The sequence below is a fragment of the Dehalococcoidia bacterium genome (assembly GCA_025054935.1).
Lineage (GTDB): Bacteria > Chloroflexota > Dehalococcoidia > SpSt-223 > SpSt-223 > JANWZD01.
On sequence record JANWZD010000001.1, the window covers coordinates 458135 to 482364 of the forward strand.

Annotated in this window: 20 protein-coding genes; 7 read left to right on the forward strand and 13 right to left on the reverse strand. The window is 67.4% G+C overall.

Annotation, left to right across the window (positions count from 1 at the left end):
• Nucleotides 1–5 precede the first annotated feature (5 nt).
• The 3 genes from NZ773_02050 to NZ773_02060 all read right to left on the reverse strand — a co-directional run bounded on the left by NZ773_02050 (nucleotide 6) and on the right by NZ773_02060 (nucleotide 3907).
• A complete protein-coding gene (locus NZ773_02050; GenBank protein MCS6800708.1) occupies nucleotides 6–1064 on the reverse strand; it encodes an LLM class flavin-dependent oxidoreductase in 1059 nt (352 codons plus the stop codon).
• 477 nt (nucleotides 1065–1541) lie between these two features.
• Nucleotides 1542–2321 carry an enoyl-ACP reductase gene (locus NZ773_02055; protein MCS6800709.1) on the reverse strand — a complete coding sequence of 260 codons (780 nt, stop codon included), beginning with the start codon at nucleotides 2319–2321 and terminating at the stop codon, nucleotides 1542–1544.
• Between the two features lie 8 nt (nucleotides 2322–2329).
• The gene (locus tag NZ773_02060; GenBank protein ID MCS6800710.1) at nucleotides 2330–3907 is read right to left on the reverse strand and encodes a hypothetical protein; all 1578 of its coding nucleotides are present in this window, start codon (nucleotides 3905–3907) and stop codon (nucleotides 2330–2332) included.
• Between the two features lie 120 nt (nucleotides 3908–4027).
• Here NZ773_02060 and NZ773_02065 point away from each other — a divergent pair, with 120 nt between their 5' ends.
• Nucleotides 4028–5281 (forward strand): hypothetical protein, encoded by a 1254-nt coding sequence (locus NZ773_02065; protein ID MCS6800711.1) that lies wholly within the window; start codon nucleotides 4028–4030, stop codon nucleotides 5279–5281.
• On the opposite strand, the gene NZ773_02070 is transcribed toward NZ773_02065, so the two are convergent.
• Nucleotides 5278–6240, reverse strand: coding sequence for a hypothetical protein (locus tag NZ773_02070; GenBank protein MCS6800712.1), 963 nt, complete (start codon nucleotides 6238–6240; stop codon nucleotides 5278–5280). The two genes, NZ773_02065 and NZ773_02070, sit on opposite strands and share 4 nt — an antisense overlap.
• A 107-nt stretch (nucleotides 6241–6347) precedes the next feature.
• Between NZ773_02070 and NZ773_02075 the strand changes: the two genes are divergently transcribed.
• Nucleotides 6348–8597 carry a hypothetical protein gene (locus tag NZ773_02075; protein MCS6800713.1) on the forward strand — a complete coding sequence of 750 codons (2250 nt, stop codon included), beginning with the start codon at nucleotides 6348–6350 and terminating at the stop codon, nucleotides 8595–8597.
• Between the two features lie 488 nt (nucleotides 8598–9085).
• On the opposite strand, the gene NZ773_02080 is transcribed toward NZ773_02075, so the two are convergent.
• The 7 genes from NZ773_02080 to NZ773_02110 all read right to left on the reverse strand — a co-directional run bounded on the left by NZ773_02080 (nucleotide 9086) and on the right by NZ773_02110 (nucleotide 16392).
• Nucleotides 9086–10537: a hypothetical protein gene (locus NZ773_02080; GenBank protein MCS6800714.1), complete on the reverse strand. Its 1452-nt coding sequence runs from the start codon at nucleotides 10535–10537 to the stop codon at nucleotides 9086–9088.
• 197 nt (nucleotides 10538–10734) lie between these two features.
• Nucleotides 10735–11676 (reverse strand): hypothetical protein, encoded by a 942-nt coding sequence (locus NZ773_02085; GenBank protein ID MCS6800715.1) that lies wholly within the window; start codon nucleotides 11674–11676, stop codon nucleotides 10735–10737.
• A 3-nt stretch (nucleotides 11677–11679) separates the two neighbouring features.
• The gene (locus tag NZ773_02090; GenBank protein MCS6800716.1) at nucleotides 11680–12414 is read right to left on the reverse strand and encodes a methyltransferase domain-containing protein; all 735 of its coding nucleotides are present in this window, start codon (nucleotides 12412–12414) and stop codon (nucleotides 11680–11682) included.
• Nucleotides 12411–13550: a glycosyltransferase family 4 protein gene (locus tag NZ773_02095; protein ID MCS6800717.1), complete on the reverse strand. Its 1140-nt coding sequence runs from the start codon at nucleotides 13548–13550 to the stop codon at nucleotides 12411–12413. The genes NZ773_02090 and NZ773_02095 overlap by 4 nt, the downstream gene beginning before the upstream one ends.
• Nucleotides 13550–14299 (reverse strand): class I SAM-dependent methyltransferase, encoded by a 750-nt coding sequence (locus tag NZ773_02100; GenBank protein ID MCS6800718.1) that lies wholly within the window; start codon nucleotides 14297–14299, stop codon nucleotides 13550–13552. The genes NZ773_02095 and NZ773_02100 overlap by 1 nt, the downstream gene beginning before the upstream one ends.
• A complete protein-coding gene (locus NZ773_02105) occupies nucleotides 14296–15474 on the reverse strand; it encodes a glycosyltransferase (protein MCS6800719.1) in 1179 nt (392 codons plus the stop codon). The genes NZ773_02100 and NZ773_02105 overlap by 4 nt, the downstream gene beginning before the upstream one ends.
• Before the next feature lie 12 nt (nucleotides 15475–15486).
• Nucleotides 15487–16392, reverse strand: coding sequence for a glycosyltransferase family 2 protein (locus NZ773_02110; GenBank protein MCS6800720.1), 906 nt, complete (start codon nucleotides 16390–16392; stop codon nucleotides 15487–15489).
• A gap of 102 nt (nucleotides 16393–16494) precedes the next feature.
• Between NZ773_02110 and NZ773_02115 the strand changes: the two genes are divergently transcribed.
• Entirely contained in the window at nucleotides 16495–16767 is a 273-nt protein-coding gene (locus tag NZ773_02115) for a hypothetical protein (GenBank protein MCS6800721.1), read from the forward strand.
• Between the two features lie 537 nt (nucleotides 16768–17304).
• On the opposite strand, the gene NZ773_02120 is transcribed toward NZ773_02115, so the two are convergent.
• Both NZ773_02120 and NZ773_02125 read right to left on the reverse strand, forming a co-directional pair.
• Complete coding sequence (locus NZ773_02120) at nucleotides 17305–17469, reverse strand: hypothetical protein (protein MCS6800722.1); 165 nt, start codon at nucleotides 17467–17469, stop codon at nucleotides 17305–17307.
• 173 nt (nucleotides 17470–17642) lie between these two features.
• The gene (locus tag NZ773_02125; GenBank protein MCS6800723.1) at nucleotides 17643–18677 is read right to left on the reverse strand and encodes a PilZ domain-containing protein; all 1035 of its coding nucleotides are present in this window, start codon (nucleotides 18675–18677) and stop codon (nucleotides 17643–17645) included.
• 148 nt (nucleotides 18678–18825) lie between these two features.
• Here NZ773_02125 and NZ773_02130 point away from each other — a divergent pair, with 148 nt between their 5' ends.
• The 4 genes from NZ773_02130 to NZ773_02145 all read left to right on the forward strand — a co-directional run bounded on the left by NZ773_02130 (nucleotide 18826) and on the right by NZ773_02145 (nucleotide 24226).
• Nucleotides 18826–20331 carry an aldehyde dehydrogenase family protein gene (locus NZ773_02130; GenBank protein ID MCS6800724.1) on the forward strand — a complete coding sequence of 502 codons (1506 nt, stop codon included), beginning with the start codon at nucleotides 18826–18828 and terminating at the stop codon, nucleotides 20329–20331.
• Between the two features lie 246 nt (nucleotides 20332–20577).
• Nucleotides 20578–21462, forward strand: coding sequence for a xanthine dehydrogenase family protein subunit M (locus NZ773_02135; protein MCS6800725.1), 885 nt, complete (start codon nucleotides 20578–20580; stop codon nucleotides 21460–21462).
• A complete protein-coding gene (locus NZ773_02140) occupies nucleotides 21459–21941 on the forward strand; it encodes a (2Fe-2S)-binding protein (GenBank protein ID MCS6800726.1) in 483 nt (160 codons plus the stop codon). Before NZ773_02135 ends, NZ773_02140 begins: the two co-directional genes overlap by 4 nt.
• Nucleotides 21941–24226 (forward strand): xanthine dehydrogenase family protein molybdopterin-binding subunit, encoded by a 2286-nt coding sequence (locus NZ773_02145; GenBank protein ID MCS6800727.1) that lies wholly within the window; start codon nucleotides 21941–21943, stop codon nucleotides 24224–24226. The genes NZ773_02140 and NZ773_02145 overlap by 1 nt, the downstream gene beginning before the upstream one ends.
• Nucleotides 24227–24230: the final 4 nt, after the last annotated feature.

Genomic DNA, 24230 nt, shown 5'->3' on the forward strand with positions numbered 1-24230 from the left:
GCGCCCTACACGGAGACGCTCGCCCCGACATCCGCGAGCTGCGGCATCACTCGGGTGGCAAACAGCTCCTGAGAGCGGAGCACGAGTTCGTGGGGAGTGCCGCCGGTGTTCATCCAGCACATGACATGAGTGATGCCGAGCTCGCCGACTTCCCGCAGCCGAGCCGCAACTGTCTCTGGCGACCCGACGATGGTCTGATTGGTCGCGAATCGGGTGACGAAGTCGGCCTTCTTGTCCATCACCTCTTCCCACGTCATCTTGACGCCGGTGTTCGCCTCTTGATACGAGACGAGGTGCTGGTTCAGGTAAGGCCGGAAGTCGCGCCAGGCCTCGTCGTCGGTCTCGGCGACATGGATGGTGTAGACAACCGGGCTCCACTCCCGGGCATCGCGCTTCTGCTCCTCGCTCACGGGAGCGCGCTCGAGCCCGCGCCGGTGCGCCGCAATCATCGTTCGAAGATGATCTGCGCCGAATGGCGCAAGCAGAACAGGCTGTCCCCGCTCTCCCCACGCCTCGGCGAATTCTGGGTGAACCGTTCCGCGGGCAATATAGGGATGAGGACGACGATGGGAACGGGGAATGATGCGGCCAACTACCCGGCCGCGGTAGTGGCTGGTCTCATACTCAAAGACGCCGTCTTCATGGGCCCACGCTTTGAAAACGACATCGATCACTTCATCGAAGACTTTGTGACGCTCTTTCGCGTCGATCCCGAAGCCGGCCATCTCGGTCGGACCATAGCCCGAGCCGACGCCGATGATGATCTTGCCTTTTGTCAGCTGGTCAAGCAGGTTCGCCTGCTCCGCAAAGCGAATAGGATTGTGCAGCGGCAAAACGGCAAGCGAGAAGCCGAGCCACACCGAGGGGGTCAACGCCGCAAGATGCGCCGCCAACAGCATGCAGTCGGAGTAGGTGTTGTACGGCGTGAAATGGTGCTCAGTGATCCAGATCGCCTTGAAGCCAAGTTGCTCCGCCCGCACCGCCTGCGCGAGCACCTCATCAATGTGACGGCCGTCGTGCTCCGGCCCGGTCGTCTCAGGGTTGATATACCAACCGAAGTGCATTCGTCCTCCTCAGCAAGGGGATTGTATCGTGAACGCCCGCGCGGGGCGCGACACGCGTCTTTTCCGTATCGAACAGCCGCGCCGCGATCCGGCAGCAGCTGGGAGAGCGCTGCCGCGCAGCCGACCTGCTCGCCGGGCGAGGCCGGTCTCCTGCCGCTTCGCGGCAACTGCTAGTTCGGCGCACGCCCCGCCGCGCCGGGCTCATAGCGAAGGCCTTCGACTGGTTCGCCTCATCGCGGTACGGCGCCGCGCGCGGGCTTGTCCCGCTCGATGGCGCGCCCATACCGGTCCGAGCGATCCTCCCGTCACCAGAGCGCCGCTGGAAAGCGGCCGAGATCGGCCGGCGCATCGTTCTCGAGGCGAAGGACAGTTCTTGCCCTCGCCGAAGCGGCGGCCGCCGCTCCGGGGGCGCCCCCGACCGTGCGCGCAAATCCCTTGGGCAGCGTAGACGCAGGGGGGAGAGCCGTCCCGCTGATTTCAGACTGCTCCGAGAACGTGATATCCCGAGTCGACATGGATCACCTCGCCCGTGACGCCGCGGCCGAGATGACTTGCAAGGTAGACCGCGGTGTCGGCCACCTCCTCCGCGCTGGTCGTCCGCCGCAGCGGCGCCGCTTCGGCGACGCGGTGGGCCATCTGGAGAAAGCCTTTGATGGCGCGCGACGAGGCGGTGCTGATCGGTCCCGCTGAGATCGCGTTGACCCGGATCCCTTTGGGGCCGAGGTCGGCAGCGAGGTAACGCACGCTCATGTCGAGCGCGGCTTTGGCGACCCCCATCACGTTGTAGTGGGGGACGACACGCTCTCCCCCGAGATAGGTGAGGGTGAGGAGGCTTCCGCCGCCCCGCGCTTCAAGCCGCGGCGCCGCCCGCTGAGCGATCGCGGTGAGGGAATAGACGCTCACTTCGAGCGCGAGCCGAAACGCGTCCCGACTGGTGGCGAGATAGGGGCCGTCGAGTGCCTCGGTCGGCGCATACGCGATTGAATGGACGACCGCGTCCAGTCCGCCTACCTCCCGGTCGATCGCTGCGAAAAGCGCGTCGATCTGCTGGTCGTCATTGACATCGCACGGCACGGCGAGCGCGCCATCGAGGCTGTCGGCCAGTTGGCGGACAGCGCGCTCGACACGCTCCCCTTGATACGACATGATGATGCGCGCTCCCTCCCGATGAAACGCCTGCGCGATCGGCCACGCGATGCTGAAGCGGTTAGCGACCCCGAGGATGAGCGCGATTTTGCCAGCGAGAAGTCCTGTCATCTGCGACCTCATTCATTCCTGCGGTAGGCGAGCGCCGCGAACAGCCGCCCCGTTGCCTCCCGCGCAAAGTCGGGCCAGCGTGCTGGGTCGCCCGGGCACTGGCCGCGCGCAGGCTCGACCCGCGCAATCCAGTACCCGTTAACAACCGCAACCGGGTGCGCGCCCGGAAGCTGCCGAGGGTCGACCGAGGAGGCAACGATGCCGACCGCCCCCGCTTGCCCAACGCACGCGGCCAGCTCAGCATGACCCAGCCCCACGATCGGGGGCAAAGAGCGCGTCGGGTCGGGAGAGCGGTCAAGCAGGATCCCCTCGATATCGTTTGCGCCGACCATCATCGCATAGACCGCCAAGGTGGACGACTCGACGATGAGCGGGCCGGCCGGCAACTGACCGCTCTGGCGAAGGGCAGCGATCTGCCTGCCAACCGCAAAGCCGGCATTGCTCGGCTCGGCGGGCGGCGCGCCGGCAGCTGCCAGCCGACCTCCAAGCAGCCCCGCACCCACGACGAGGGCAGCAACGGCGAGCCCCACGCGATGCCGCGTCCTCTCCCAGAACGCGGCCGCACAGCCGCCGACCAGCGGCAGGAACACGACGAGAGCGGGCACAAGATAGCGCAGATGGTTATTGAACGGCTCGCGGCTCGCCGCAAGGCCGACGATGAGCGTAAGGCTCGGAAAGCCGGCAAGCAGCAGATAGTGGCGGACGGGAGGGGTGTGGCGCGCCGCCCAAAGGGCTGCAGCAAGAATGACGATCAGGAGCGGCCCCTCCGCAGTCCACAGCGCTTCTGCCACCCCGACGATATCTGGGCCAGGTCCATAGGTTCGCAAATTGTACGCCCGAAAGGCGTTCGGCCAGAAGAAGGGGTCACCGAACGTCACGCCGTTCGCGAGGATAACGGCGAGCGGAACGAGCCCCGCAGCCCCGGGAGCGAGCGCGGCAACAGGAGGAAGACGCCCACCGGCGACCCACCAGAGCACGAGAGCGCCGAACACCGCGGAGACCAGCCACGCTTCGTAGCGCACCGCATTCGCGAGCGCAAACGCCCCGCCGGCGACCGCCACCCAGCCGCGAGCGCCGCCCCGGTCGAAGCGAACCACCGCCAGCAGCCCGGCGAGGAGAAGAGCAAGCGTGAGGTTCTCGCTGAGGGGAGTTGCGCTCACCCACAGATGCGCCGGGCTGGCCGCGAGCGCAAGCGCCGCAAGCACTCCTGCCCGCCAGTCGCGGAAGAGGGCGGCGCCGATCGCTGCGACCAGCACAATCGCAACCAGTCCGAGCGCCACTGAGAAGAGGCGGGGAATGAGGATCAGGTCGTTGACCAGCAGCAGCACCGACCCGAGCGCGATCATGTGGCCGGGAAGCCAGACGCCGCTCGCAGCGATATACGGCTGCGCCGCCCAATCCGCGGCGAGCAGCGTTCGCAGATAGCCGTCGCCGCTGATCGACTCATAGCCGGAACGATAGAGCAGCGCCGCCGCCGCCGTCCGACCAAGAAGCAGCAGGCAGAGGATCGCAGCGGCAGCTGGGTCCGCCCGCTGTTCTCGCTTCCGTGCGGCGCAGTTCACGCCCTCGACACCCGTGCTGGCCACGACGGCGAGAGTATACGGAGCCCAGCGGACGCACGCGCCTGCTGCCGGCACGAACCCGTCCTCCGAGCGCTGGCTGTTCCGCTTCGGACACGGCGGGCTCATCCGTCTATACTCCGCGCCATGGACGTGTCACGCCCCTTCACTGCGCGGCTGAGCGCGAGGCGGTGGCCGCTCGCGCTGAGCGCCGCACTCCTCTTTCTCACCGTCTGGGCGGTCTACTGGGGGACGGCGCAGCTGCTCGAGAGAACGGGAGGCCACCCGTACGCTTACTTCCCCCAACTGGCCGAGGCCTTCCTCGCTGGCCGGCTCTGGATCGAGCCGCCGCCATGGAGGATGGACCTGACGCTCCACGATGGACGCTGGTACGTTCCGTTCTCGCCCCTCCCTGCCCTTCTTCTCATCCCGTGGGTATCCGCCGCGGGCCGAGACGGGGTCGACACCGTGCTGTTCTCGACCTTGCTCGCCTCCGGGGCGGCGATGTTCCTCTTCCTCCTCCTCGAAGTGATGGCCCGGCAGGGATGGAGCGCGCTCGACCGACTCGACAATGCGGTCCTGACGCTGGTGTTTGCGGTCGGCAGCGTTCAGTGGGTTGTCGCCCTTTCGGGGGCGGTCTGGCATGTGAGCCAAGAGACGGGCGTCTTCTTCGCGGCGCTCGCGGCACTGCTCAGCGCGCGCGGGAGCCCGCCGTGGCTTGCCGGAGGAGCGCTCGCGCTGGCAATGCTCGCTCGTCCTCACCTCGGGCTTGGGCTCCCGCTGCTTGTGGGGTTCGCTGCTCAGCGGGAGGCCGATCGAGGCGTTGCCCTGCGCAGCCGCGCCGGCTTGGCCTTCCTTCTCCGCTGGACCGGCGCAGCGGTGATACCGCTCGCGATCGCAGCCGCCGCCTTGCTGGCGTACAACGTCGCCCGCTTCGGCTCGCCATTCGACTTCGGATATACCCGCCAGCTGCTCTACGACATCCACGCTGCCAAGCTGGCGTCATACGGATGGTTCAACCTGCGCTACGTTCCGGAGAACCTGACGGCCATGCTGCTGCTGCTCCCAAAATGGGAAGAGGGGCGCCTGCTGCCCGACTGGAACGGCATGAGCCTCCTCTTGACGACGCCGGCGCTCGCACTTCTGCCGCGTGCCCGGCGGCCGGCACCGCTCGTCCTCAGCGCGTGGCTCGCGATCCTGCTGCTCCTCCTGCCGCTCCTCACCTACTACAACACAGGATATAAGCAGTTTGGCTACCGATTCAGTCTCGACTTCATGGTGCCCGCGCTCGTGCTCCTCGCTCTTGCCGTCGGCCGACGCATCGGCCCGCTGACAGCGCTGCTGATTGGGACGGGCATCGCCGTCAACGGATGGGGGATCAGCGTAGTCTACGGGCGCTAGGGGCGCCAGCGCGGCGCGCGGCCGCGCACGCCAGTCGGGAGGATCGGAGCCGGGTTGCCTCCCTTAGCGGGGATGATCATCAGTTCGCTCTCGTTGCCCACTTCGGTGGCGTAGACGATCCAGTTGCCGTCCGGCGAGAACTCGGGCCAGTCGTCGGTGGCGCGGTTCGACGTCAGCTGGACGACCTCACGGCCGTCCACATCCTGCACGATCAGTTCAATCCCGCTGAAGAGCGAGGACTGGACGACCTCGCGCCGGAAGACAATCCGCTTCCCATCAGGCGACCAAGCGGGACGATCGTCGCGCCCGAACGTTGTGAGCTGGCGCTCATCTGTTCCATCAGGCCTGACGGTGTAGATGAACGACTGGCCGAAGGCCATCCGCCGGTTGGCGGCATAGAGGATCCGGCTGCCGTCCGGCGACCATTTCGGCGCAGACTCATTGCCTTGTGCGGGGAGCACTCGGCGCACCTCTCCTGTCTCGAGCTCGAGGATATACATCGCGTAGGGCCGGTGCTCGTTCGAGACAAAGACGATGCGCTTGCCGTCGGGCGACCAATCCGGCCCAAAATTATTCGAGCGCCGATTGGTCAGCTGGGTACGGTTCGACCCATCGGCATTCATCGTGCACAGCTGAAGGAACTCGCCGTCGCTGCAGGCATAGACAATCTGCCGTCCATCGGGCGACCAAGCGGGCTCGAGATTGTTCCCGGTGGTGGTCAGCTGGATCGTCCGGCTCGTAGCGAGGTCGAGGAGGAAGATCTGGTTGTCCGTGCCGACGCGAGCATGGTAGACGATCCGTCCGCGAAGCCCCGAAGGCGGCGCTACCGTCACCTGCGGCGTCGGCTCAACGAAGAGCGCCGCCGGGGTGGGAGCAGTGTTCGGCCCCGGTGCCGATGCGCATGCCGAGAGCAGGAGCGCCAGCACAGCGCCGAGAAGCAGAGTGCGCGGTCGTTTCATCCTCATCCTCGCACGGAACATCCTGCGCAATGATATCGGACGGCGCCCGCGTGAGCTGGCCCCCCTCAATGGATAGGGAGCGGCGCGGCCACTATACTCGGCCGGCCATGACGAGCTGGCGCTTTCCCCGTCTCGGCCGCAGCGCACTCATGGTCCCGCGCCCCCGACACTCGCTGCCCGCTCCCCCTCCCTCGGCAGCCGCTCCCCCCCTCCCCTCGACGGCTGTCGCTCCTCCGCAGCGGCGGTGGCTCCGACGGCTGACGCTTGCCGCAACGCTTGTCGCGATCGCAATCGTGCATCTCTGGATTGTATCGGGAGGGCGTTGGAGCTTTGAGAGCAACCCGAGCGGCAGCCACTACGGCAAGCAGGCGGCGGCCTTCCTTGCCGGCCAGCTCGCGCTCCTCGATCGCCCCCCTCCCGAACTCCTCGCGCTGCCCGACCCCTACGATGGCCGGGCATGGCTCCGCGTGATGACAACGCAGGACCTCTCGCTCTTCGGCGACCGCTTCTATCTCTACTTCGGGCCGTTTCCCGCCATTCTGCTCGCCTTGGGGATGATGGTCGGCCTCACGGTTGCCGACGGCGTGCTGGGACTAGCATTCGACTTGGCGATGGTAGCGCTCTTCGCTGCCGCCGCGGCGCTTCTCCGGCAGCGCGTCGTGGCGACGGGATCGTGGGCGCTCGATCGACTGCTGCTCCTCTCCTTCGGGCTGTCAGCGCCGGTGCTGTTCGCGCTTGCCCGGCTGCGGGTCTATGAGACGGCAATTGCCGGCGGGCAAGCGCTGCTGCTGCTCGGGCTGGTGCTCGGCCTGCTTGCTGCTTCTCTGCGCGCGCGCTGGCTGCTCCTCGCGGCCGGTCTCAGTCTCGGGTTGGCGGCCGCGACGCGGCTGTCGCTCGTTCCTGCGCTGATCGTAGTTGCGCTGCTTCTCGCCGCCCTCCAGCCCCAGCGGTGGCGCGCAGCCGGAACTGTTCTTCTGCCGCTTGCTGCCGCGCTGCTGCTCCTCGGCTGGTACAACGCGGCGCGCTTCGGCTCACCGTTTGAGACAGGGCTCCAGTATGCGCTCACCACCCTGCCGCATCGCGCCTTAATGCCCGACCTGTTTGCGCTCAGCAATCTTGCGGTAACCGTGCCGTGGTATGGCTGGAGGCCGCCTCTGCTCAGCTGGGCACCCCCCTTTCTCTTCCCCGGCCGCATCACGGCAGACGAATGGATCCTGCTGCAAAGCTGGTACATCGAGCCGTGGGGAATGACGGGGCTCATCTGGTGCGCGCCGATCCTCGGGCTCGGGCTGGCCGCTGCCGCAGTCGCCGCCGCGCGGCGGGACCGACGGCTTCTCCTCGCCGCTGGCCTAGCCGTCGCGGCCATCGCTGCTGCGGCGCCGATCCTGCTCTATCGGGCGCTCTATTGGCGCTACTACCTTGACTTCCTCCCCCTCGCCCTGCTCGCAGCGGCGGTGCCGCTCCAAATCGTCGCCTCAGTCTCGCGCTGGCGCGCCGCGACAGCGGCAGCGGCGGGCGCCCTCACCCTCTGGACTGTCCTCTTTGGTATCGCGATTGGGGTCGCCGAGCGCAACACGTGGGCGGGCTTCGCCGAGGCGGACAGCCTCGTCGCCCGCGCCGCGCGGCTGGCGCCCGCCGTCGCCGCTGTTGCCGATGCGCTGCAGTGGATTGGTGGGCAGAGCAGCGAACGCACTGTCGCCCTGATCGCGGAGCCGCTGCCCGGAACGCCGGCGACGATCGACATCGGCACCCCGGTGCACGTGGATGTCGTCGTCGCTGATCCGCAGAACGACCCTTGCTGGGCACTGTCGCCGGGCCCTGGTGTCGCCTACCTCATTGCGAGCGAGGCGGTGGGAGAGCCGCTCGCGCGGTTTGCGCCGCCGCTCGGCCCTCCCGCAATCGTCTCGCGCCCGCTCCTCGCTGCGCCCCCCCCGCTTCCATTGCGGCCGGGTCAGACCGCTCTCCTGTGCCCCTTCGCCGTCAACGATGCCAATGCCGCGCCATTCGGAGCCGATTTCGCCCGGCGCTTCCGGTCGCGCGCCTTTCGAGCAGCAGGGGAAGCTCGCTATCAGCCGCTCGCCCCGACTGGGCCGTTTGCGATCCGCGTTCTCGCGTACGGCATCCCCGCAGAAGGACACGCTCCGGCGTTGACGGTCGAAGTGCGCCGCCAAGAAGATGACGCCCTCGTCGGATCGGCGCTGCTGACGATAGACCAAGACTACCGCTACCGCTGGTATGAGGCGCGCTTCCCCGACCCCGCCGGGCCGGTCACGGTGTCGCTTCGCTACGATGACGACGGCCGGTGGCGGCCGTGGTGGGCGATCTCGCTCGCCCGGGTCGTGGCGACCGGCGGGTGAGCGGCCGCCCCTCGCCAGGTGAAGGGTGATCCGCGCTGGCGTGGTGAAACGGGGTCGGCGCCTTCCCCCTCTCGGGCGGGAGGCGCCATCCTCATCGCAAGCGGGCTGGTAGCCGTCAGCGCATGCCGTTTCGCGCCTCCTCTTGACCTCACCGGGTCGTCGGCGCTCGCAGGCGCACGGCACTAAGAGAACGCCCCGCGCGGAGGAGTACACGCTCGCTGTCTCGCCCGCGCGCCGCTCCCCCGCGGCAGCACTCTTCTCCGTTCGCGTCACGCTGGTGCTCAACTGGAGACCCGCCCGCGCCGCGACGCGCCATTCTCAGCGCCGCATCGCCCACGTCGGGGCAGTGCCGCGCGCTCTGCCGCCGAGGCCGTCGCGTGTCGGCGTCTCTGGCAGCCTCCTCTTTCGAGTAGGCTCCAGCACAACAAAGAACGGAGCGGCTCTTGACCGCTCCGTCTCGCGGGCAAAAAGTGAGGGGACGGCTCCTCTTACCCGGGGAAGCCGTTGTAGACCGTCAGCAGGTCGCCCACGCCGGTGCCGTTGAAGTTGCCTTGGCCACCCACTTGGCCGCTCGTCACCTCGACGACGAGACCGCCATTGAAGCCATCCGGCAGCCCGGGGACATTCCCAAGGTAGCGCGTGTACGAGCCGTTCGGCGGAACCGTGAACGGGTCCGAGACGACTAGGGTGACAGAACCGTCAGGGTTGACGCGGAAGTAGCGCGCGATGCCGCTCGCGCCGCTGCCGGTCATGTCCACTATCTGCCACCCGCTCGTGTAGCCGAAGAACGCCTTCGACATCTGCGGGAAGTAGAGGCGGGTTGCGCCTTGCCCGGACGGGATCATGTTCATCGCGCCAGCAGCCGTCCCGATAGACGGGTCAGCAATCGCGAGGTTGGCGATCCCAATCAGCTGCGCCGTCGGCGAGCCCGGCGCAATCGAGATGATTGCCGTCCCGTTGAAGTTATTCGGCACGGCGGGCACATTGCCGAGATACAAGACATCCGTTGCGTTCGCGGGGAGCGGCCGGTCGACAGACACATCGACCGGCGTTCCGCCTGCGGCACCGATGAAGCGGTAGCGGATCGTGGTGGCGACGGCCGATTGGTTGACGACCGTAAAGCCGCTCGTGAAGCCGAAATACGCCTTCGTCGCTTGCGGCGCATAGAGGGTCGTTCCCGTCGAGCGGACACCGTTGTAGCTCAAGAGCGCGCGGTTGTCGCCGGGGGAATAGTTCACGACAGCGGCGACAGGCTGGTCAGAGATGATCCGCGCCGAGCCATTGAACCCATTCAGGTTGGCATTGGCGAAGGGCCCGCTGCGGAGGTTCAGATACCACGTCTCTCCGACCGCAAGGTTATTGTTGGTGAACGTCTCGATCGACGTTCCCGAGCCGGCGGGGAAGAACTGGATCTGGACGTTTGTCGCCGTCGCTGTGCCCGCATTCTGGATCGCGATGAACGAGGAGAAGTTGCCCGAGGTCGGGAAGGCGCGGGAGAGAACGAATGGCAAGACGACCTGCGTGCCCGTATCAGCGCTGCCGACGCCGCTGAACGCGGCAGCGACATTCGGGCTGAAGCCGGCGCAGGTGACCTGCTGCACGAGGGCATTCAGCGCTTGGTCGGCATTCGTCACGACTGAGTACTGGCCATCCGGCGTGCCCGAGGGGAGAACGTTGGGCAGGTAGTACGACTTCGACCCGTTCGGACCGAGCGTATCTGTGAGCGTCGCGTCCGGGACGCCGTCGTTCCCGCCGACGCGGTAGAAAGTCATTTGGACGCTTGCGCTTTGGCTTGCATTGGTGTTCTGGAGCTGAATACCGCTGCACAGAGGCGGCCCCGAGCCTTGCGCCTCTGCAACTCGGACATCGGCGTTCCGGACAGCGACGAGCGCGGGGAGCAGCACCGCCGCTGCCATAGCCAGCCTAACGTTCCGATTCACCCTTTCCTCCCTTCCGGGCCGGAGCCTCTACTCGGATGCAAAACTGACGCTCCAGGCAGGCAGTATAGAGAGTGGAGCGTGCTGATTCAAGCATCGGCCTTTCTTTTCCGGTTCTGAAGCCGCCAGCGAACTGCCGGCGTCTCCGTCGCGTTCACGCAAAAGGATAGCAGATTTATAATTTTTATCAATGTTCTCCTCTAGCGGCGGCGCGGGCATCGGCTGCGGGCCGCGAGCGCGGCAGCGCCCCACCAGACGCCTGCTGCGATCACGTCGCAAAGCATGAGCCAGAGCCGCGAGGCGAGCGCAATTGCCAGCGCCGCCGGCGCCGGCAGGGCGGAACTGAGCCCGAGAACGAGCACCCCCTCCTTCACGCCCACGCCTTGCGGAACGCCGACCGCGGCCAACCCCGCAACCGCCGAGAGCGACCAGAGCCCAATCGCAGAAAGCGCAAAGGAGCCCGTGACCGGATAGAGCCCGGCGACGAAGAAAAAGAAGGCCACGCCCATCCCGCCCCACGCAGCGCATGAGGCGCCGAGGTAGGCGATATATACCCGCCACTGGAGCACCTCAGTCGGGCCCGCCCCCCTTCCGAGCAGCCGGCTGAGGCGCCGCAGGCTGGGCGGCGAGACCGCCGCGAAGAGCGCCAGCGCGCCGCCGGCGGCGAGCAGCGGGGGAACGACCGCCGCTCCTCCCGCGGCGACCGTGACGCTGTAGAGGAGCAGTCCCGTCGCGACTGCAACGGTGAGGTCGATCGCGGTCGCGATCCAAATCTGCCGCTGCCCGAGCCCCTGCCGATGACCGAGATACGCCCGCGCAGCGAGATTCCAGACTGCGCCGGGCAGATAGCGCGCGAGGTTGCTGTAGAGGTAGATACTCGCGATCTCCCGCACTGATGCCCTTGCCGCGCCAAGATGGCGGACGACGACCGCCCAAGCAAGAGTGCCGAGAAGCACGACGGCCACGACAATCGCCACCGAGAGGGCGAGCAACGCCGGCGCGACCTGCCACTCCTGAGCGCGGACATCCTCCCAGCGGCGGATCGCGATCGCCGCCATGGCGGCGATGATCGCGACGGCGAACGCGCCGGGAAGTCGGCGCAGCCAGGGACGCAGCCGCACACGGAGAACCGCGCGCTCCACTGCCTACCCCTGGCAAACGGCGACCAGCGTCGGGCGATCGTCGATCTGATCGCGGCTGATCTCGATCTCTTCGAGGGTGAGGTCGGCGCGGATCGCGTACTGCAGGGTAGGCAGAGCGCGCACTCGCAGCGCCCGCGGCAGCACCGGCTTGACGAAGGGAGCCAGAAGCCGGACCAGCCGGCGGGCGGGATGACGCTCGTAGAGCGGGACCGACTGGCCCCACAACTCGACCTCCCGAAACTGCGCCCGCAGCAGAGAGCGCAGCTCCTCCGGCCGATACTCACGGCGATGCTCCGGCCAGCGCGACCCGGGGGTCGGCGAACTGCGCAGCCGGTTCGGCGTCGTCAGCACCACAACGCCGCCCGGCTTGAGGACGCGGCGAATTTCCGCGAGATAGCGCTCCGGATGCGCTACGTGCTCAATCACCTCGACGGAAATGACGCCGTCAAAGCTCCCGTCCGCAAACGCAAGCTGCTCGGCATCCATCCGGATGAAGTCCGGCCCCGGGTAGCGGCGCCGCGCCGCGCGCAACGTCGCGCCGTCTTCATCTACCGCGATGACCCGGCGTCCCTCGGCGAGCGACTGCGCGCCCTCGCCCGCCCCGCAGCCGAGATCGAGCACGGTGCCGCTCTGAACGCGGTCAGCAAAGAAGCGGTAGCGCGCCAGAGCCTCAACGCGCATTGGGCGCAGGATCGGGTCGGTCGGCACAAGTCGAGCGCCGGTGAACCGCTCGCTCATTGCGCCTTCAGGAGAGCAGGGGCGCCCAGCAGGCGCTCGTAAATGGCCAGGTAGCGCGCAGCGGCATCCTCCCAGCGGAAGCTCGCGGCGCGCGCAATGCCGGCGGCGCGGAGACGCCCGCGCTCGCCCTCATCCCCGAGCAGCTGCGCGATCGCGGCGGCCCAAGCGCGCGGGGACCGCGGGTCATCAACAAGAAGCCCTGCTTCGCCGACCACCTCCGGCGTTGCGGAAACCCGCGCCGCAATCACGGGCGCGCCGCAGCTCATCGCTTCGAGACACGTGATCCCGAACCCCTCATTGAGCGACGGCGCAAGATACAGTTCACAGCCGGCGAAGAGCGCCGGAAGCTCCTCATCAGGCACTGGGCCAAGGTAGCGGACCGAATCGGCCAGCCCCCGGCCGGCAATGCGGCTGAAGAGCGCGCTGCCGTCGCTCTGCGGATACCGCGGCCCCACGAGGACGAGCGGGGGAACCGGCCGACCTTCCGCGCGCAGCAGCGCCAGCGCTTCGATCAGCGTCTCAAAGTTTTTCCAGCGCGCGAGAATGCCGACGGCGAGGAGATAGCGTGCCGGCAAGTCGTGCCGCCGCCGGACCTGAGCGAGGAGCAGCGGGTCGGGCGGCCGCGTGAATCGGCTGGCGCAGGGGATGACCTCGATCTGCGCCGCGGGGACGCCCAGCCAACGCTCGATCTCCGCCGCCGCATGGTGCGAGAGGGTCGTGACTGCGCGCGCGCGGCGGGCCATCCGCGGCTGGACCGTTCGCCAATACCAGACCGCCAGTTTGCTATGGAGCTCGGGGCGGCTGAGCGTCGTGGTGTCAAAGATCGTCATCACCGTTGCCGAAGGAACGACGGCGGCCTGAGACTTCGCGAAGTGGGCGAGGTCGATCTGAAAGCGCCTCACCACGATCGGCAAAACGGTCTGGGCGAGCAGCCGCGCCCGAACTCCCTTCCGGGCTGGCAGGACGAGCTGGCGCACGTTGGGGCAGCCCTCCAGCCGCGGCTCGCGGGCAGAGAGCGCGACGATGAACTGCCACTCCGGCCGCTGCGCCACAAGCCGCGTTAGGGGTTCGAGGACAGCCGTTCGCGCCCCGCCGGGCTGATCGATGCCGAGCGCGTCGATCAAGATCCGGGCCATCAGCGCTTCTCCGCGATCGCCAAGATGTCATTACAGAGCACGGCTTTCAGCCCCGGCAGGGTGCCCAGCGCTTTTGCGAGGCGGCCGCCGGTCAACGGGTGGAGCCAGACATCGACCACGGGAAAACCTGCCTCCGCTAAGGCGCGGCGCAGACGACGCGGCGTCTGAATGTTGACGTGCGTTTCGCCGCGGTACCAGCGGCGCCGCGGGTCGCGCGGCAGCGTGCGGCCGGCAAGCCGCGCGAGGGCGCGATAGAGCGGATAGCCGAAGCGGTAATAGTCTGCGTTCGGCATGGTGTGAATGACCAGCCGCCCGCCCGGCCGAAGCACTCGCAGGACCTCGCGGAACGACGCGCGCAATTGGTCGGGATAGAGATGCTCGACCAGGTCGAGCATGAGCACGCTGTCGATGGTCTCGTCGCGGAACGGCAGGGCGGTTGCGCTTGCCGCCTCGAGGCGAACGTCGCCGTTCCGGTCGAGCTGGCGAACGATCGCGAGCGCGTCAAGGGAGAAGTCGACGGCGTGCACGTCGGCTCCGCTGCGGGCAAGATGCCAAGCGACCTCGCCGCGACCGCAGCCGAGGTCGAGGATCCGTTGGCCCGGCCCATGTTCGACAAGCTCAAGCGCATAGACGAGGCGGGGAGAGAGCACCGCGCCGCCGCTGCGCACGAAATCGGCCGCACCCTCCATGTGGACGAGATAGTAGGCGCGGTCGTAGGCGCGCGGGGGAATTGCGGCGCGCTTCTTCACCGGTCACTCCGTCGCGCGGCGTCAAAGAGACGGGCGAATTCAGCTGCCACCGCATCCCAATTGAGCCGCTCCTCTACCGCGCGCCGCGCCGCCGCGCTGAAGGCGGCTCGCCGCTCAGGGTCCGCCAAGAGGGCGCGGAGCGCCGCCGCGAGCGCGGCGGGGTCGCCGGGCGGGGTGAGCAGTCCCGTCTGTTCATGGCGGACCACCAACCCCACCCCCCCGATATCGCTCGCGACGACCGCCGCTCCGCAGCTCATTGCTTCGAGCAAGACCGTCGGCAGCCCGTCGACATTTCCTTTCGAGTTGCGCCGCGACGGCAAAACGAAAATATCTGCCTCGGCGAGAAAGCGGGGGACTTCGTCCCAGCGCAGCGGCCCGAGCAGTTCAACGCCGGCGACGGCCTGCCGCGCGAGCAGCGGCCGGAGCGGGCCGTCTCCGCCGATACGCAGCCGCGCCGCCGGCACTTCCGCCGCAACCGACGGCCACGCTTCGAGCAGAATGTCGAACCCTTTCTTCGAAACAAGCCGCCCGAGAGCGGCCACCACCGGCGGCCCATCGCGCCGAGGGCGCGGCGCAAACAGCTCCGGGTCCGCCCCCCAGGGCAAGAGCCGAACCGTTCGCGCGCCAAGCGCAAGCGCTGCCTCGCGCAGTTCGTCGCTGCACGCCGTCACCGCTTGCGCGCGGCGCAGCACCCAGCCTGCCACCGCGCCGAAGGGACGAAACCGCCGGGCGAGATAGATATCGGAACCGTGGAGACTGACAACGTAGGGAACCCCCGTCAGCAGCGAAACGGCTGCGGCGGCCGCGCCATTCGGCAGCACCCAATGCGCATGGATCACCTCAGCGCGCCATCGCCGTACCGTCCGGAGCAGGCAGAGCGCGGCCATGAGCAGGAACTGCGGAAGCAGGAGGAGCGCGAGCGGACGGAGGCGCTCGTCGTTCTCGAGGGCGCGCGCGTGTCCCATGATATGGAGCCGCGCCGGCCAAACATAGCGGAACCGATGGACCACGAGGTTCGGCTCCGGCGGAAGAGGACGGACCGCCGCGTCATACGGCGCGACCACCGCGACAGCGTGGCCTTGCCGGGCCAGCGCGCGCGCGAGCGACTGGACAAACGGCGCCGCCCCATCCCCGGGGAAGCGCGGGTACGAACTGGTCAGAACGGCGATACGCATGAATGGGCTGCGCTAGCGCACCCGACGAACGACGAGATCGGCAACGAGGCCAAGCGCGAAAATCTGGAGCGCCGTCAACACAATCATCAGCGTCCCTGGGGTCACCCGCCAATTGTATCGGTAGAGATCTAGTCCGAGTTTCGCCAATCCTATTGCCCCTAGAACCAAGGCGATCGGAAGAAAGACGCGCAACGGATTGAAGTAGGTGATCATCCGAAGCACTTGGATCAGGTAGAGATAGGCGTCTCGGACCGGATGGAACTTCGAGCGCCCGACCCGCGGCCGGTATTCGATCGGTTCGTAGCGCACCTCGTAGCCATCGCAAAGAAAGGCGAGGGTAAGCGTGCTGACACAGGAGAAGCCGCGAGGGAGCAGGTCGACATACCGCAGCCCAACCGCACGTCGAAATGCGCGGAACCCAGAATTCAGGTCGGGGATATCGGTCTCGGCGAGGTAGCTGGCGAGCTTACGGATGAACCACTTTGCCGGCGCGCGGAGGAATTTGTGCGACCCCTGCTCGCTGGTGCGCGCGCCAACGATCTGGTCCGCGTCGCCGAGCTTCCTCACGAAGTCGGCGATCCGGTCGTTCGGATAGGTGAGATCAGAATCGGTCCAGACTACGATCTCCCCGCGCGCGGCGAGGGTTCCGGTCTTCCGCGCTGCTCCTGCGCCGCGGTTCGTACGATGCCGAAGCAGCCGAACCCCGGGATAGTGCGCCGCGATCTCGGCAGTGCGGTCTGAGGAGCCGTCGTCGACGACAATCAGTTCAAAGGGAATCCCGGCCTCGACGAGCCCGCGCTGGATACGCTCGATCTCGAGCCCGATCGACTCTTCCTCGTTGTACGCCGGCAAGACGACGCTGACGAGGGGCTCGGTGGTTTCCTGAGGCGCAGGAGGAGCAACCGCCGCGGTTTCCACGCCCGGAGTATAGCGAGTAGTGCGCCCTGCTGGGAGCGGAACTAGTGGAAAGCTGCCGCCGGCGGCGCTAGGGTGACAGCGATCACGCACAACGGAGCGCCGATGGCCCGCACCCTTGGGCAGGTTCGCTATCCCTATCTCGACTTTCCCGGCGGGCAGATTACGCTTGAAATTCGCGTCTTTTCGACCGGCTATCGCTGTCTCGTCATGATCAATGGCGTGCCGGCGCGGGCGGCGCAGCGGCGCACCCTCGCGGGCGCGCTTCGCTGGGGACTGGATACCGCCGAGTGGCAGGCTGCGCTACTCGGCATTGCCGCGCCGCCGCTTCCGTTCGATCGTGTCTGGAGCGACATCAGCGCGCAGCTCGCCGCGTAGCGCGCCCCGCATCGGTCATCCCTCAGGCGGAAAGGGCCCGACCTCCAGCCGGCGCGGAGCACGGCAGCAGGCAAGAGCGCCGGCCGCGCCGCCCGGGCGCCGGACAGGCACAGCCGGAAGGGTGGAGGCGAACGGCCAGGTGGCAGGGGGCGGTCAGCTTGAGAACGTTGTCCTCGCCGCTGCCGTGGTCGGGCGAGAACCGCCGCACGCGCGCGTCTAGGTCGCGTCTTCCCCACTTGCGGGCCGCGAGCCAACCGACCGCGCCCCCGCCGTTCGTCCTTCCCACATGAGCGGGCTCACGCTCGCCCCACCGTGGATGCCGCCGCCCTTCGGGTCGCCATCGAAGAAAAGGCGACATGCACGGCGGCGAAATGCGCGTTCTGGGGGCGGACGGCGGCGACCAGCGTGCGCGTCGGGCTGGTCGGCGGGCTCGAACCGCAGGCCGCGGGGCGGCCGCCCCGCGGCATCAGCCAAACGGTAAGCAGCAGTCGGGGCACCGTGAGGAACGTTGCCAGCCGATGCGCTGCAGGGGTCGTCCTACTGCGGCCGCGCAGCAGTGCCTACCGCACGCATGCCGAACCGGCGGTTGTTGTTCCGGCGGATCTCCAAGACCGCCTCGTCGGGATGGAGACCATCGCAGTCCGGGAGAGGGGGCCAGCGGAGGCGGCGGTCGGCAAGGGGAGCGCTCTCGGTCGCAAACACGGCGGCGCGCCGAGCGGACGCCGATGCAGTGGGCCTCCGCTCCCCGCTCCATGCGAGACAGCGTGCAACCCTTCGCTTGAGCGGGGCTGAGGCACAGGGGAACGGAGCGCTGCGTACGAACCGGCCGCGACGGCCGCGCTCCTGTCTTCGCCCGGAACAGAGCGCGCTCTTCGCTATCCTGCAGCGAGCGAACCGTCCGCCGAGCGCAAAGCGGCGTCGGCGCACAGTTCGCGCGAGCGCTTGGTGAGGAGAGAGCGCACAACATTCGCGAGGATCGCGCGGCGCGCGACATCAGAGAGGGTGCGCAACTTCGCCTCGTAGTGCCACTCCGGCGACGCCTCTTCCGCAGCGTTCACTTCAGCATCGACAACAAACGGCGGCGCCCCATCGACAACCAAGTCAATCCGGAGGAGAGTGCCGGGCGGCAGCCGGCGTCCGCTGGTGAAGCGAACCATCGAGACCCCGAGCTCAAGCAGCCGGATCTCAAACGGCTCCCCTTCCACCCATTCGCCAAGCAGCAGGATCGAAGCGGTTGCGGGGATCTGGTTCAGGTGGAGGCGGGCCACCCGCTGCGGCCGGCTGGGGAGCAATTCGTTCACCAGCAACGCCAGTTCATCCTCCGCTTCGGGGGAGATCTCCTCAAACCGACAGCGGTAGATCGCGGCGGCGGTACCCGCATCGACGGCCGCAATCACGACCGCCGCCACCGGGATGCGGCGGTCCTCCCAGGTCAGTTCGAGGCGGCAGCGATCGCCGGAGACCAGCGCTAGCTCGGTTTCAAACCGGATCCCCCGGACACTGAGATCGAGCACCCGCCCGGCGCCCGCCGCCCCATCTTGACGATAAATCCGCAGCTGAACAGGGGGGAGAGTCACCCGCGGCCAGCGGCGCCGCTCATGCAGGCGCGCGTCGGTCATCGGCCGGACGAGCGCTGCATGAGGACCGATCAGGCGAACCACCTTCGCGTGGACGACAAACGGCCCCTGGTCGGTGGGAAAGATCAGCCGAACAACGTGGCAGGGGTCGGGGAGGTGCGCCCCCCACTGCCGGACAAGGATCAGCCCTTCGTGGACGATGTCTTGAAGCGCCGTCTCGGCGCTCAGCTCGCGACCGCTCGCTGGGTCTTGCCAGCGGGCGCGCACAAGAGCAGCGCGTTGGTCGGATGATGCAAGAGACGTGACGGAAGCGCTTCGCTGCTCGACCACCACCTGTTGCCTCCTTGTTTTCCATATCGGTCTTGCCGGCGCGGTTCTGAAGCGCCCCGAACCGCCGAGCGGCGGCGTGCCCGCGGCAGCACCCCGCCGGTCGCGCAGACGATCTATCCTTGCAGTAGCACCCGGCAGTGAGAGGAGTTCCATGGTTTCGACTGCGCGTGTCCGCCGCCTCGCCGAGATCCCCGACAAGCCCGCCTTCGACTCGCGCTTGTTCATCGACGGGCAGTACGTCGAGTCGGTGGCCGGAAAGACGTTTCCGACAGTCTATCCCCCCACAAACGAGGTCCTTGCTGAGGTGTTCGAAGCGGCACCCGAGGATGTCGAGCGTGCGATCAAGGCTGCCCGCCGCGAGTTTGACGAAGGGGTTTGGCCCCGGCTCTCGACCGCCGACCGGGCAAAGGTGCTCCTTCGGCTCGCAGACTTGATCGAGCAGCACAAAGACGAACTAGTGCGCCTGAACACCCTGGACAACGGCAAGACGCTCCGCGAGAGCGAGATCGACATCGCGATGGGAGCGAACCTCTTCCGAACGATGGCCTACGCTGCGGAGCAGGAGCTTCGCGGCGAGACTGCCCCGTACGATCCGAACCTCGTCCGCTTCTCCCTCCGGGAGCCGGTCGGGGTCGTCGCGGGGGTGATCGCCTTCAACGCGCCGATGGTGTTCGCCGCGGGGAAAGCGGCCCCAGCGTTGGCAGCGGGAAATACGATTGTCCTCAAGCCGTCGCCCTATTCGTCGCTGATCTCGCTCCGGCTCGCCGAGCTTGGGATCGAGGCGGGGTTGCCCCCCGGCGTGCTGTCGACGGTCACCGGTGGCACCGCCACCGCTGTCGCCCTTGCCGGGCATCGCGATGTCGACATGATCACCCTGGTCGGCTCTGTCGCCGCGGGCGAAAACATGATGCGCCTTGCCGCGAACGGCATCAAGAAGACGCTGTTCGAGCTCGGCGGGAAATCGGCCAACATCATCTTCGACGATGCCGACCTTGATCTGGCGATCGACGGCGCCCTGACCGGCATCTTCCGCAACTGCGGCCAGCGGTGCTTCTCGGGCTCGCGCTTGCTGGTGCAGAAGACGATCTACGACTATGTCGTCGCGGAAGTGGCAGCGCGCGCGAAGCGGCTGCGCATCGGCGACCCCTTCGACGAGCGCACCCAGCTCGGATCGCTTATCTCGCGCGACCAGCTTCGGCGCGTCCAGAGCTATGTCGAGAGTGCTCTTGCAGACGGCGCGGAGATTGTCACCGGGGGACGCCAGCCAGAAGGGCTCGAAGAAGGGAACTTTTACGAGCCGACCGTTCTCGCAAACGTCCGCAATGACATGAAGGTGGCGCGCGAGGAGATCTTCGGCCCCGTGCTCTGCACAATCCCGTTCGAGGATGAAGAGGAGGCCATCCGTATCGCCAACGATAGCGACTACGGCCTCGCCGGCGGGCTCTGGACCCGCGACCTGAACCGCGCCCACCGGGTCATCCGCGCGCTCCGAACCGGGCTGATCTGGGTGAACACCTATGCGGCCGGCGGCGGTATCCCGACAGGAGCGTACAAGCGGAGCGGCGTCGGCGAAGAAGGCATTCTCGCCTACACCGAAGTCAAGGGCGTCATCATGGATATCACGGGGGCGACCGCTGCCTTCTATCGCGAGCGCTGATCGCGCGGACCGGCCGAGCGGCCGGCGGCAGAGGGCGCCTCACTCGCCGCACGCGAGGGACTGCCCGTCCGTGGGCCGCTCTGCGGCGGGGCAACGCGAAGGCGTCATCGAGCCCGATGGACCGCCCGTCCGTGAGCCGCTCGCCTCGCCCACCCAGCGCCGCAGCGCTCCACGCCGAAGGTGTGCCAAAATCATCTATAGTTTGCGGCGCCGGCCATAGAAGAGCATGGTCATGCGGCGCGAGGGATGATCGTGGGACAAGCGAAGAGGTATCTCCGACCGGCGACGATCGCCGAGGCGGTGCAGGCGCTGAAAGAGGCGAACGGCCTCGGGCGACCGTTGGCGGGGGGCACAGATATCATCGTCGATGTGCGCGAAGGACGCCGCGTCGTCGATGTCCTGGTCGACGTGAAGGCGATCCCCGAACTGACGATGGTCGACTTCGACCCGGCGCGGGGGCTGCGCATTGGGGCGGCGGTGCCATGCTTCCGCCTCTCCGAAGACGCGATGCTGCGGCGCGCCTATCCGGGGCTGATTGACGCCGCCTCCCTGATCGGCGGCATCCAGATCCAGAACCGCGCCACCTTGGGCGGAAACCTGTGCACCTCCTCGCCCGCGGCTGACTCGGCCCCCATCCTGCTCGCGCTCGGCGCGACGTGCGTCATTGCCGGGCCGGACGGCGAGCGCCGCGTGCCGCTCGACCGTTTCTTCGTCGGCCCACGGCGCAACATCCTCGGCGAGAGCGACCTTCTCATCGCTCTCGAACTGCCCCCGCCGCTGCCGGGCGCCGGCTCGGCCTACCTCCGCTTCATCCCGCGGAACGAGATGGATATCGCCGTGGTGGGTGCTGGCGTCTGGCTCCGCGTAGAAGGCGAGACAATCGTCGACGCACGCGTCGGGATCGGCGCCGTCGCCCCGACACCGCTGCTTGTCGACGCCGCAAGCCGAGCGCTGATCGGCCGCCCCGCAACCCGAGAGACCTTCGAAGCAGCCGCAGCCGAAGCGCGCGCAGCCGCCTCGCCGATTACCGATATGCGCGGGTCTGCGCACCAGCGCCGTCACCTCATCGGCGTCATGACCCGGCGAGCAATCGAGCGCGCGGTCGAGCGCGCGCGAGAGGATCAGCGATGACCAAACGCGTTCATATCCAAGCGCGCATTAACGGCCAGGAGGTTGATTTTCTCTGCGAGCCTGGCCAGAGCCTCCTCGAGGTGCTGCGCGATGAGCTCCGCCTCACAGGCGCCAAGGAGGGGTGCAATAACGGCAACTGCGGCGCATGCACAGTGATACTTGATGGACGGATCGTCGACGCGTGCCTTGTCCTCGCGCCGGAGATCGACGGCCACGACGTCGTCACGATCGAGGGGATCGCTGAAGGGGAGCGGCTGCACCCGCTCCAGCAGCAGTTCCTCGAACAGGCTGCTCTCCAGTGCGGGATCTGCACGCCGGGACTGATCGTTGCAGCGAAAGCCCTGCTCGACCGCACTCCCGACCCGAGTGAGGAGGAGATCCGGTTCTGGCTGGCAGGCAACCTCTGCCGCTGTACCGGCTACGACAAAATCATCCGCGCCGTTCAGGCTGCGGCGCGGCAGATGGAGGCGCGTATCTAATGGTTGTCACGTCTCAGCCGCCTGCCGTGAAGCCCCATAAAGTGATCGGGACCCGCCCGGTCCGCCCCGATGGGGTCGACAAAGTGACCGGGCGAGCCCTCTACGGCGCCGACATCTCGCTTCCGGGGATGCTGGTCGGCAAGATCCTGCGCAGCCCCTATGCGCACGCCCGCATTCGGAAGATCGATACCTCTGCCGCAGAGCAGCTGCCGGGCGTTCGCGCCGTGATGACCGCCGCCGACCTTCCGGACCCTGAGAAGGGGATGGCCGATGTCGGCGAGGCGACCGCCAGCTTCCACGACCTGACCCGCAACGTGATGGCGCGCGAGAAAGCGCTCTATCACGGCCACGCCGTCGCCGCAGTCGCCGCCACGAGCGCCGCGATCGCCGAGCAGGCGCTTGCGCTGATCAAGGTGGACTACGAGCCGCTTCCGCCGGTTCTGTCGTTAGCAGAGGCGATGCGGGAGGATGCTCCCCTCCTCCATGAACACCTGCGGACGAACGACCTCGGCACCCTCTCCGACAAGCCGAGTAACATTGCTTCCCATGCCCGCTTCCTGAAGGGCGACCCGGCAGCCGGCTTCGCGGAGGCCGAGGTGATCGTCGAGCGAACGTACACCACGACGATGGTGCATCAGGGCTATATCGAGCCGCACGCGACGGTCGCTCACTGGAACGCCGACGGGAAGCTCACAATCTGGACGACCACGCAGGCTCCCTTCGCCATTCGCGACAATGTCGCCGTCCTGCTAGGGGTCCCGGTCTCGCGGATCCGGGTCATCCCGACTGAAATCGGCGGCGGGTTCGGCGGCAAGCTTCCGCCCTATCTGGAGCCGGTCGCCGCTGTGCTTTCCCGGAAGAGCGGGGCACCCGTGAAGATGACGATGAGCCGCGCGGAAGAGCTTCAAGCGAGCGGTCCGACGAGCGGCTCGCGAACGCACGTCAAGATCGGCGCCAAGCGCGATGGGACGATTGTCGCCGCCGAGGCAACCCTCGCCTACGAAGCGGGGGCGTTCCCCGGCTCAAGCGTCCGCTTCGGCGCGCTCTGCATGTTCGCGCCCTACGACATCCCGAACATCCAGCTCGATTGCTACGACGTCGTCGTCAACAAACCGAAGGTTGCCGCCTATCGCGCGCCCGGCTCGCCGGCCGCGATGTTCGCGGGAGAGTCCGCGCTTGACGAGCTGGCAGAAAAGCTGGGCATGGACCCGATCGAACTGCGGCTGAAAAACGCCGCCAAGGTCGGCACGCGGATGGCAAACGGCATCCCCTTCCAGTATCCGGTTGGGATTGTCAAGCTCCTTGAGGCGATCCGCGACAGCGATCACTGGCGCGCTCCTCTCCCTCCGTCGAGCGAAACGCGCAAAGTCGGGCGCGGCCTTGCGATGGGCTTCTGGCCGAACGCGCCGCTCAAATCCAGTTGCTTTGCGACCGTCAACCCGGATGGGAGCGTGACGCTGGTCGAGGGCAATCCCGACATCGGCGGAACGCGCGCCTCGCTCGCGATGCAGCTCGCTGAGACGCTGGGCATTCCCTACGAGAAAGTGATCCCACAAGTCGCAGATACCGACACCGTCGGCTACAACGACGCAACCGGCGGCAGCCGCACCACGTTCACCGGCGGGATCGCCGTCTATGAACTGGGGCAAGACATCAAGCGGCAGCTAATCGAGCGGGCGCGTCTCCTCTGGCAGCTTTCGCCGGAGGACGAGGTCGTCTATGAAGACGGCATCATTCGGGGGCCAAACGAGGGCCAGCGCTTCACCTTCGACCAGCTGGCAGCGCAGATCTTCAAGACCGGCGGCCCCGTCGTCGGCCGGGCTTCCGTCTCGCCCAAGCACGTCGGCTTTGCCTTCGCCTGCCATGTCGTCGACGTCGCCGTCGACATCGAAACGGGTAAGGTCGATATCCTGCGCTACACGGCAGCGCAAGATGTCGGCAAGGCAGTCCATCCCTCGTATGTCGAAGGGCAGATCCAAGGCGGCGTCGCACAGGGGATCGGCTGGGCGCTCAATGAGGAGTATTACTACGACCAAGAAGGGCGGCTCGCGAACGCCAGCCTCCTCGATTACCGGATGCCGACCGCGCTCGACCTTCCCTTGATCGAGACGATCCTGATCGAGGAGCCGCACCCGCCGCATCCTTTCGGCGTGCGCGGGGTAGGTGAGGCGCCGATCGTCCCGCCCTTGGCCGCGGTCGCCAACGCTGTCAGCCACGCGCTTGGCCACCGCTTCGCGGACCTGCCGATCTCCCCGCGCCGGATTGTGGAAACCCTCTATCCGTAAGGCG

What these genes read in the sequence shown, in the direction of transcription:
- NZ773_02050 (MCS6800708.1), bottom strand. Translation starts at nt 1,064, where the DNA reads ATGCACTTCGGTTGGTATATCAACCCTGAGACGACCGGGCCGGAGCAC.
- NZ773_02055 (MCS6800709.1), bottom strand. Translation starts at nt 2,321, where the DNA reads ATGACAGGACTTCTCGCTGGCAAAATCGCGCTCATCCTCGGGGTCGCT.
- NZ773_02065 (MCS6800711.1), top strand. Translation starts at nt 4,028, where the DNA reads ATGGACGTGTCACGCCCCTTCACTGCGCGGCTGAGCGCGAGGCGGTGG.
- NZ773_02070 (MCS6800712.1), bottom strand. Translation starts at nt 6,240, where the DNA reads ATGAAACGACCGCGCACTCTGCTTCTCGGCGCTGTGCTGGCGCTCCTG.
- NZ773_02075 (MCS6800713.1), top strand. Translation starts at nt 6,348, where the DNA reads ATGACGAGCTGGCGCTTTCCCCGTCTCGGCCGCAGCGCACTCATGGTC.
- NZ773_02090 (MCS6800716.1), bottom strand. Translation starts at nt 12,414, where the DNA reads ATGAGCGAGCGGTTCACCGGCGCTCGACTTGTGCCGACCGACCCGATC.
- NZ773_02095 (MCS6800717.1), bottom strand. Translation starts at nt 13,550, where the DNA reads ATGGCCCGGATCTTGATCGACGCGCTCGGCATCGATCAGCCCGGCGGG.
- NZ773_02105 (MCS6800719.1), bottom strand. Translation starts at nt 15,474, where the DNA reads ATGCGTATCGCCGTTCTGACCAGTTCGTACCCGCGCTTCCCCGGGGAT.
- NZ773_02115 (MCS6800721.1), top strand. Translation starts at nt 16,495, where the DNA reads ATGGCCCGCACCCTTGGGCAGGTTCGCTATCCCTATCTCGACTTTCCC.
- NZ773_02130 (MCS6800724.1), top strand. Translation starts at nt 18,826, where the DNA reads ATGGTTTCGACTGCGCGTGTCCGCCGCCTCGCCGAGATCCCCGACAAG.
- NZ773_02135 (MCS6800725.1), top strand. Translation starts at nt 20,578, where the DNA reads ATGATCGTGGGACAAGCGAAGAGGTATCTCCGACCGGCGACGATCGCC.
- NZ773_02140 (MCS6800726.1), top strand. Translation starts at nt 21,459, where the DNA reads ATGACCAAACGCGTTCATATCCAAGCGCGCATTAACGGCCAGGAGGTT.
- NZ773_02145 (MCS6800727.1), top strand. Translation starts at nt 21,941, where the DNA reads ATGGTTGTCACGTCTCAGCCGCCTGCCGTGAAGCCCCATAAAGTGATC.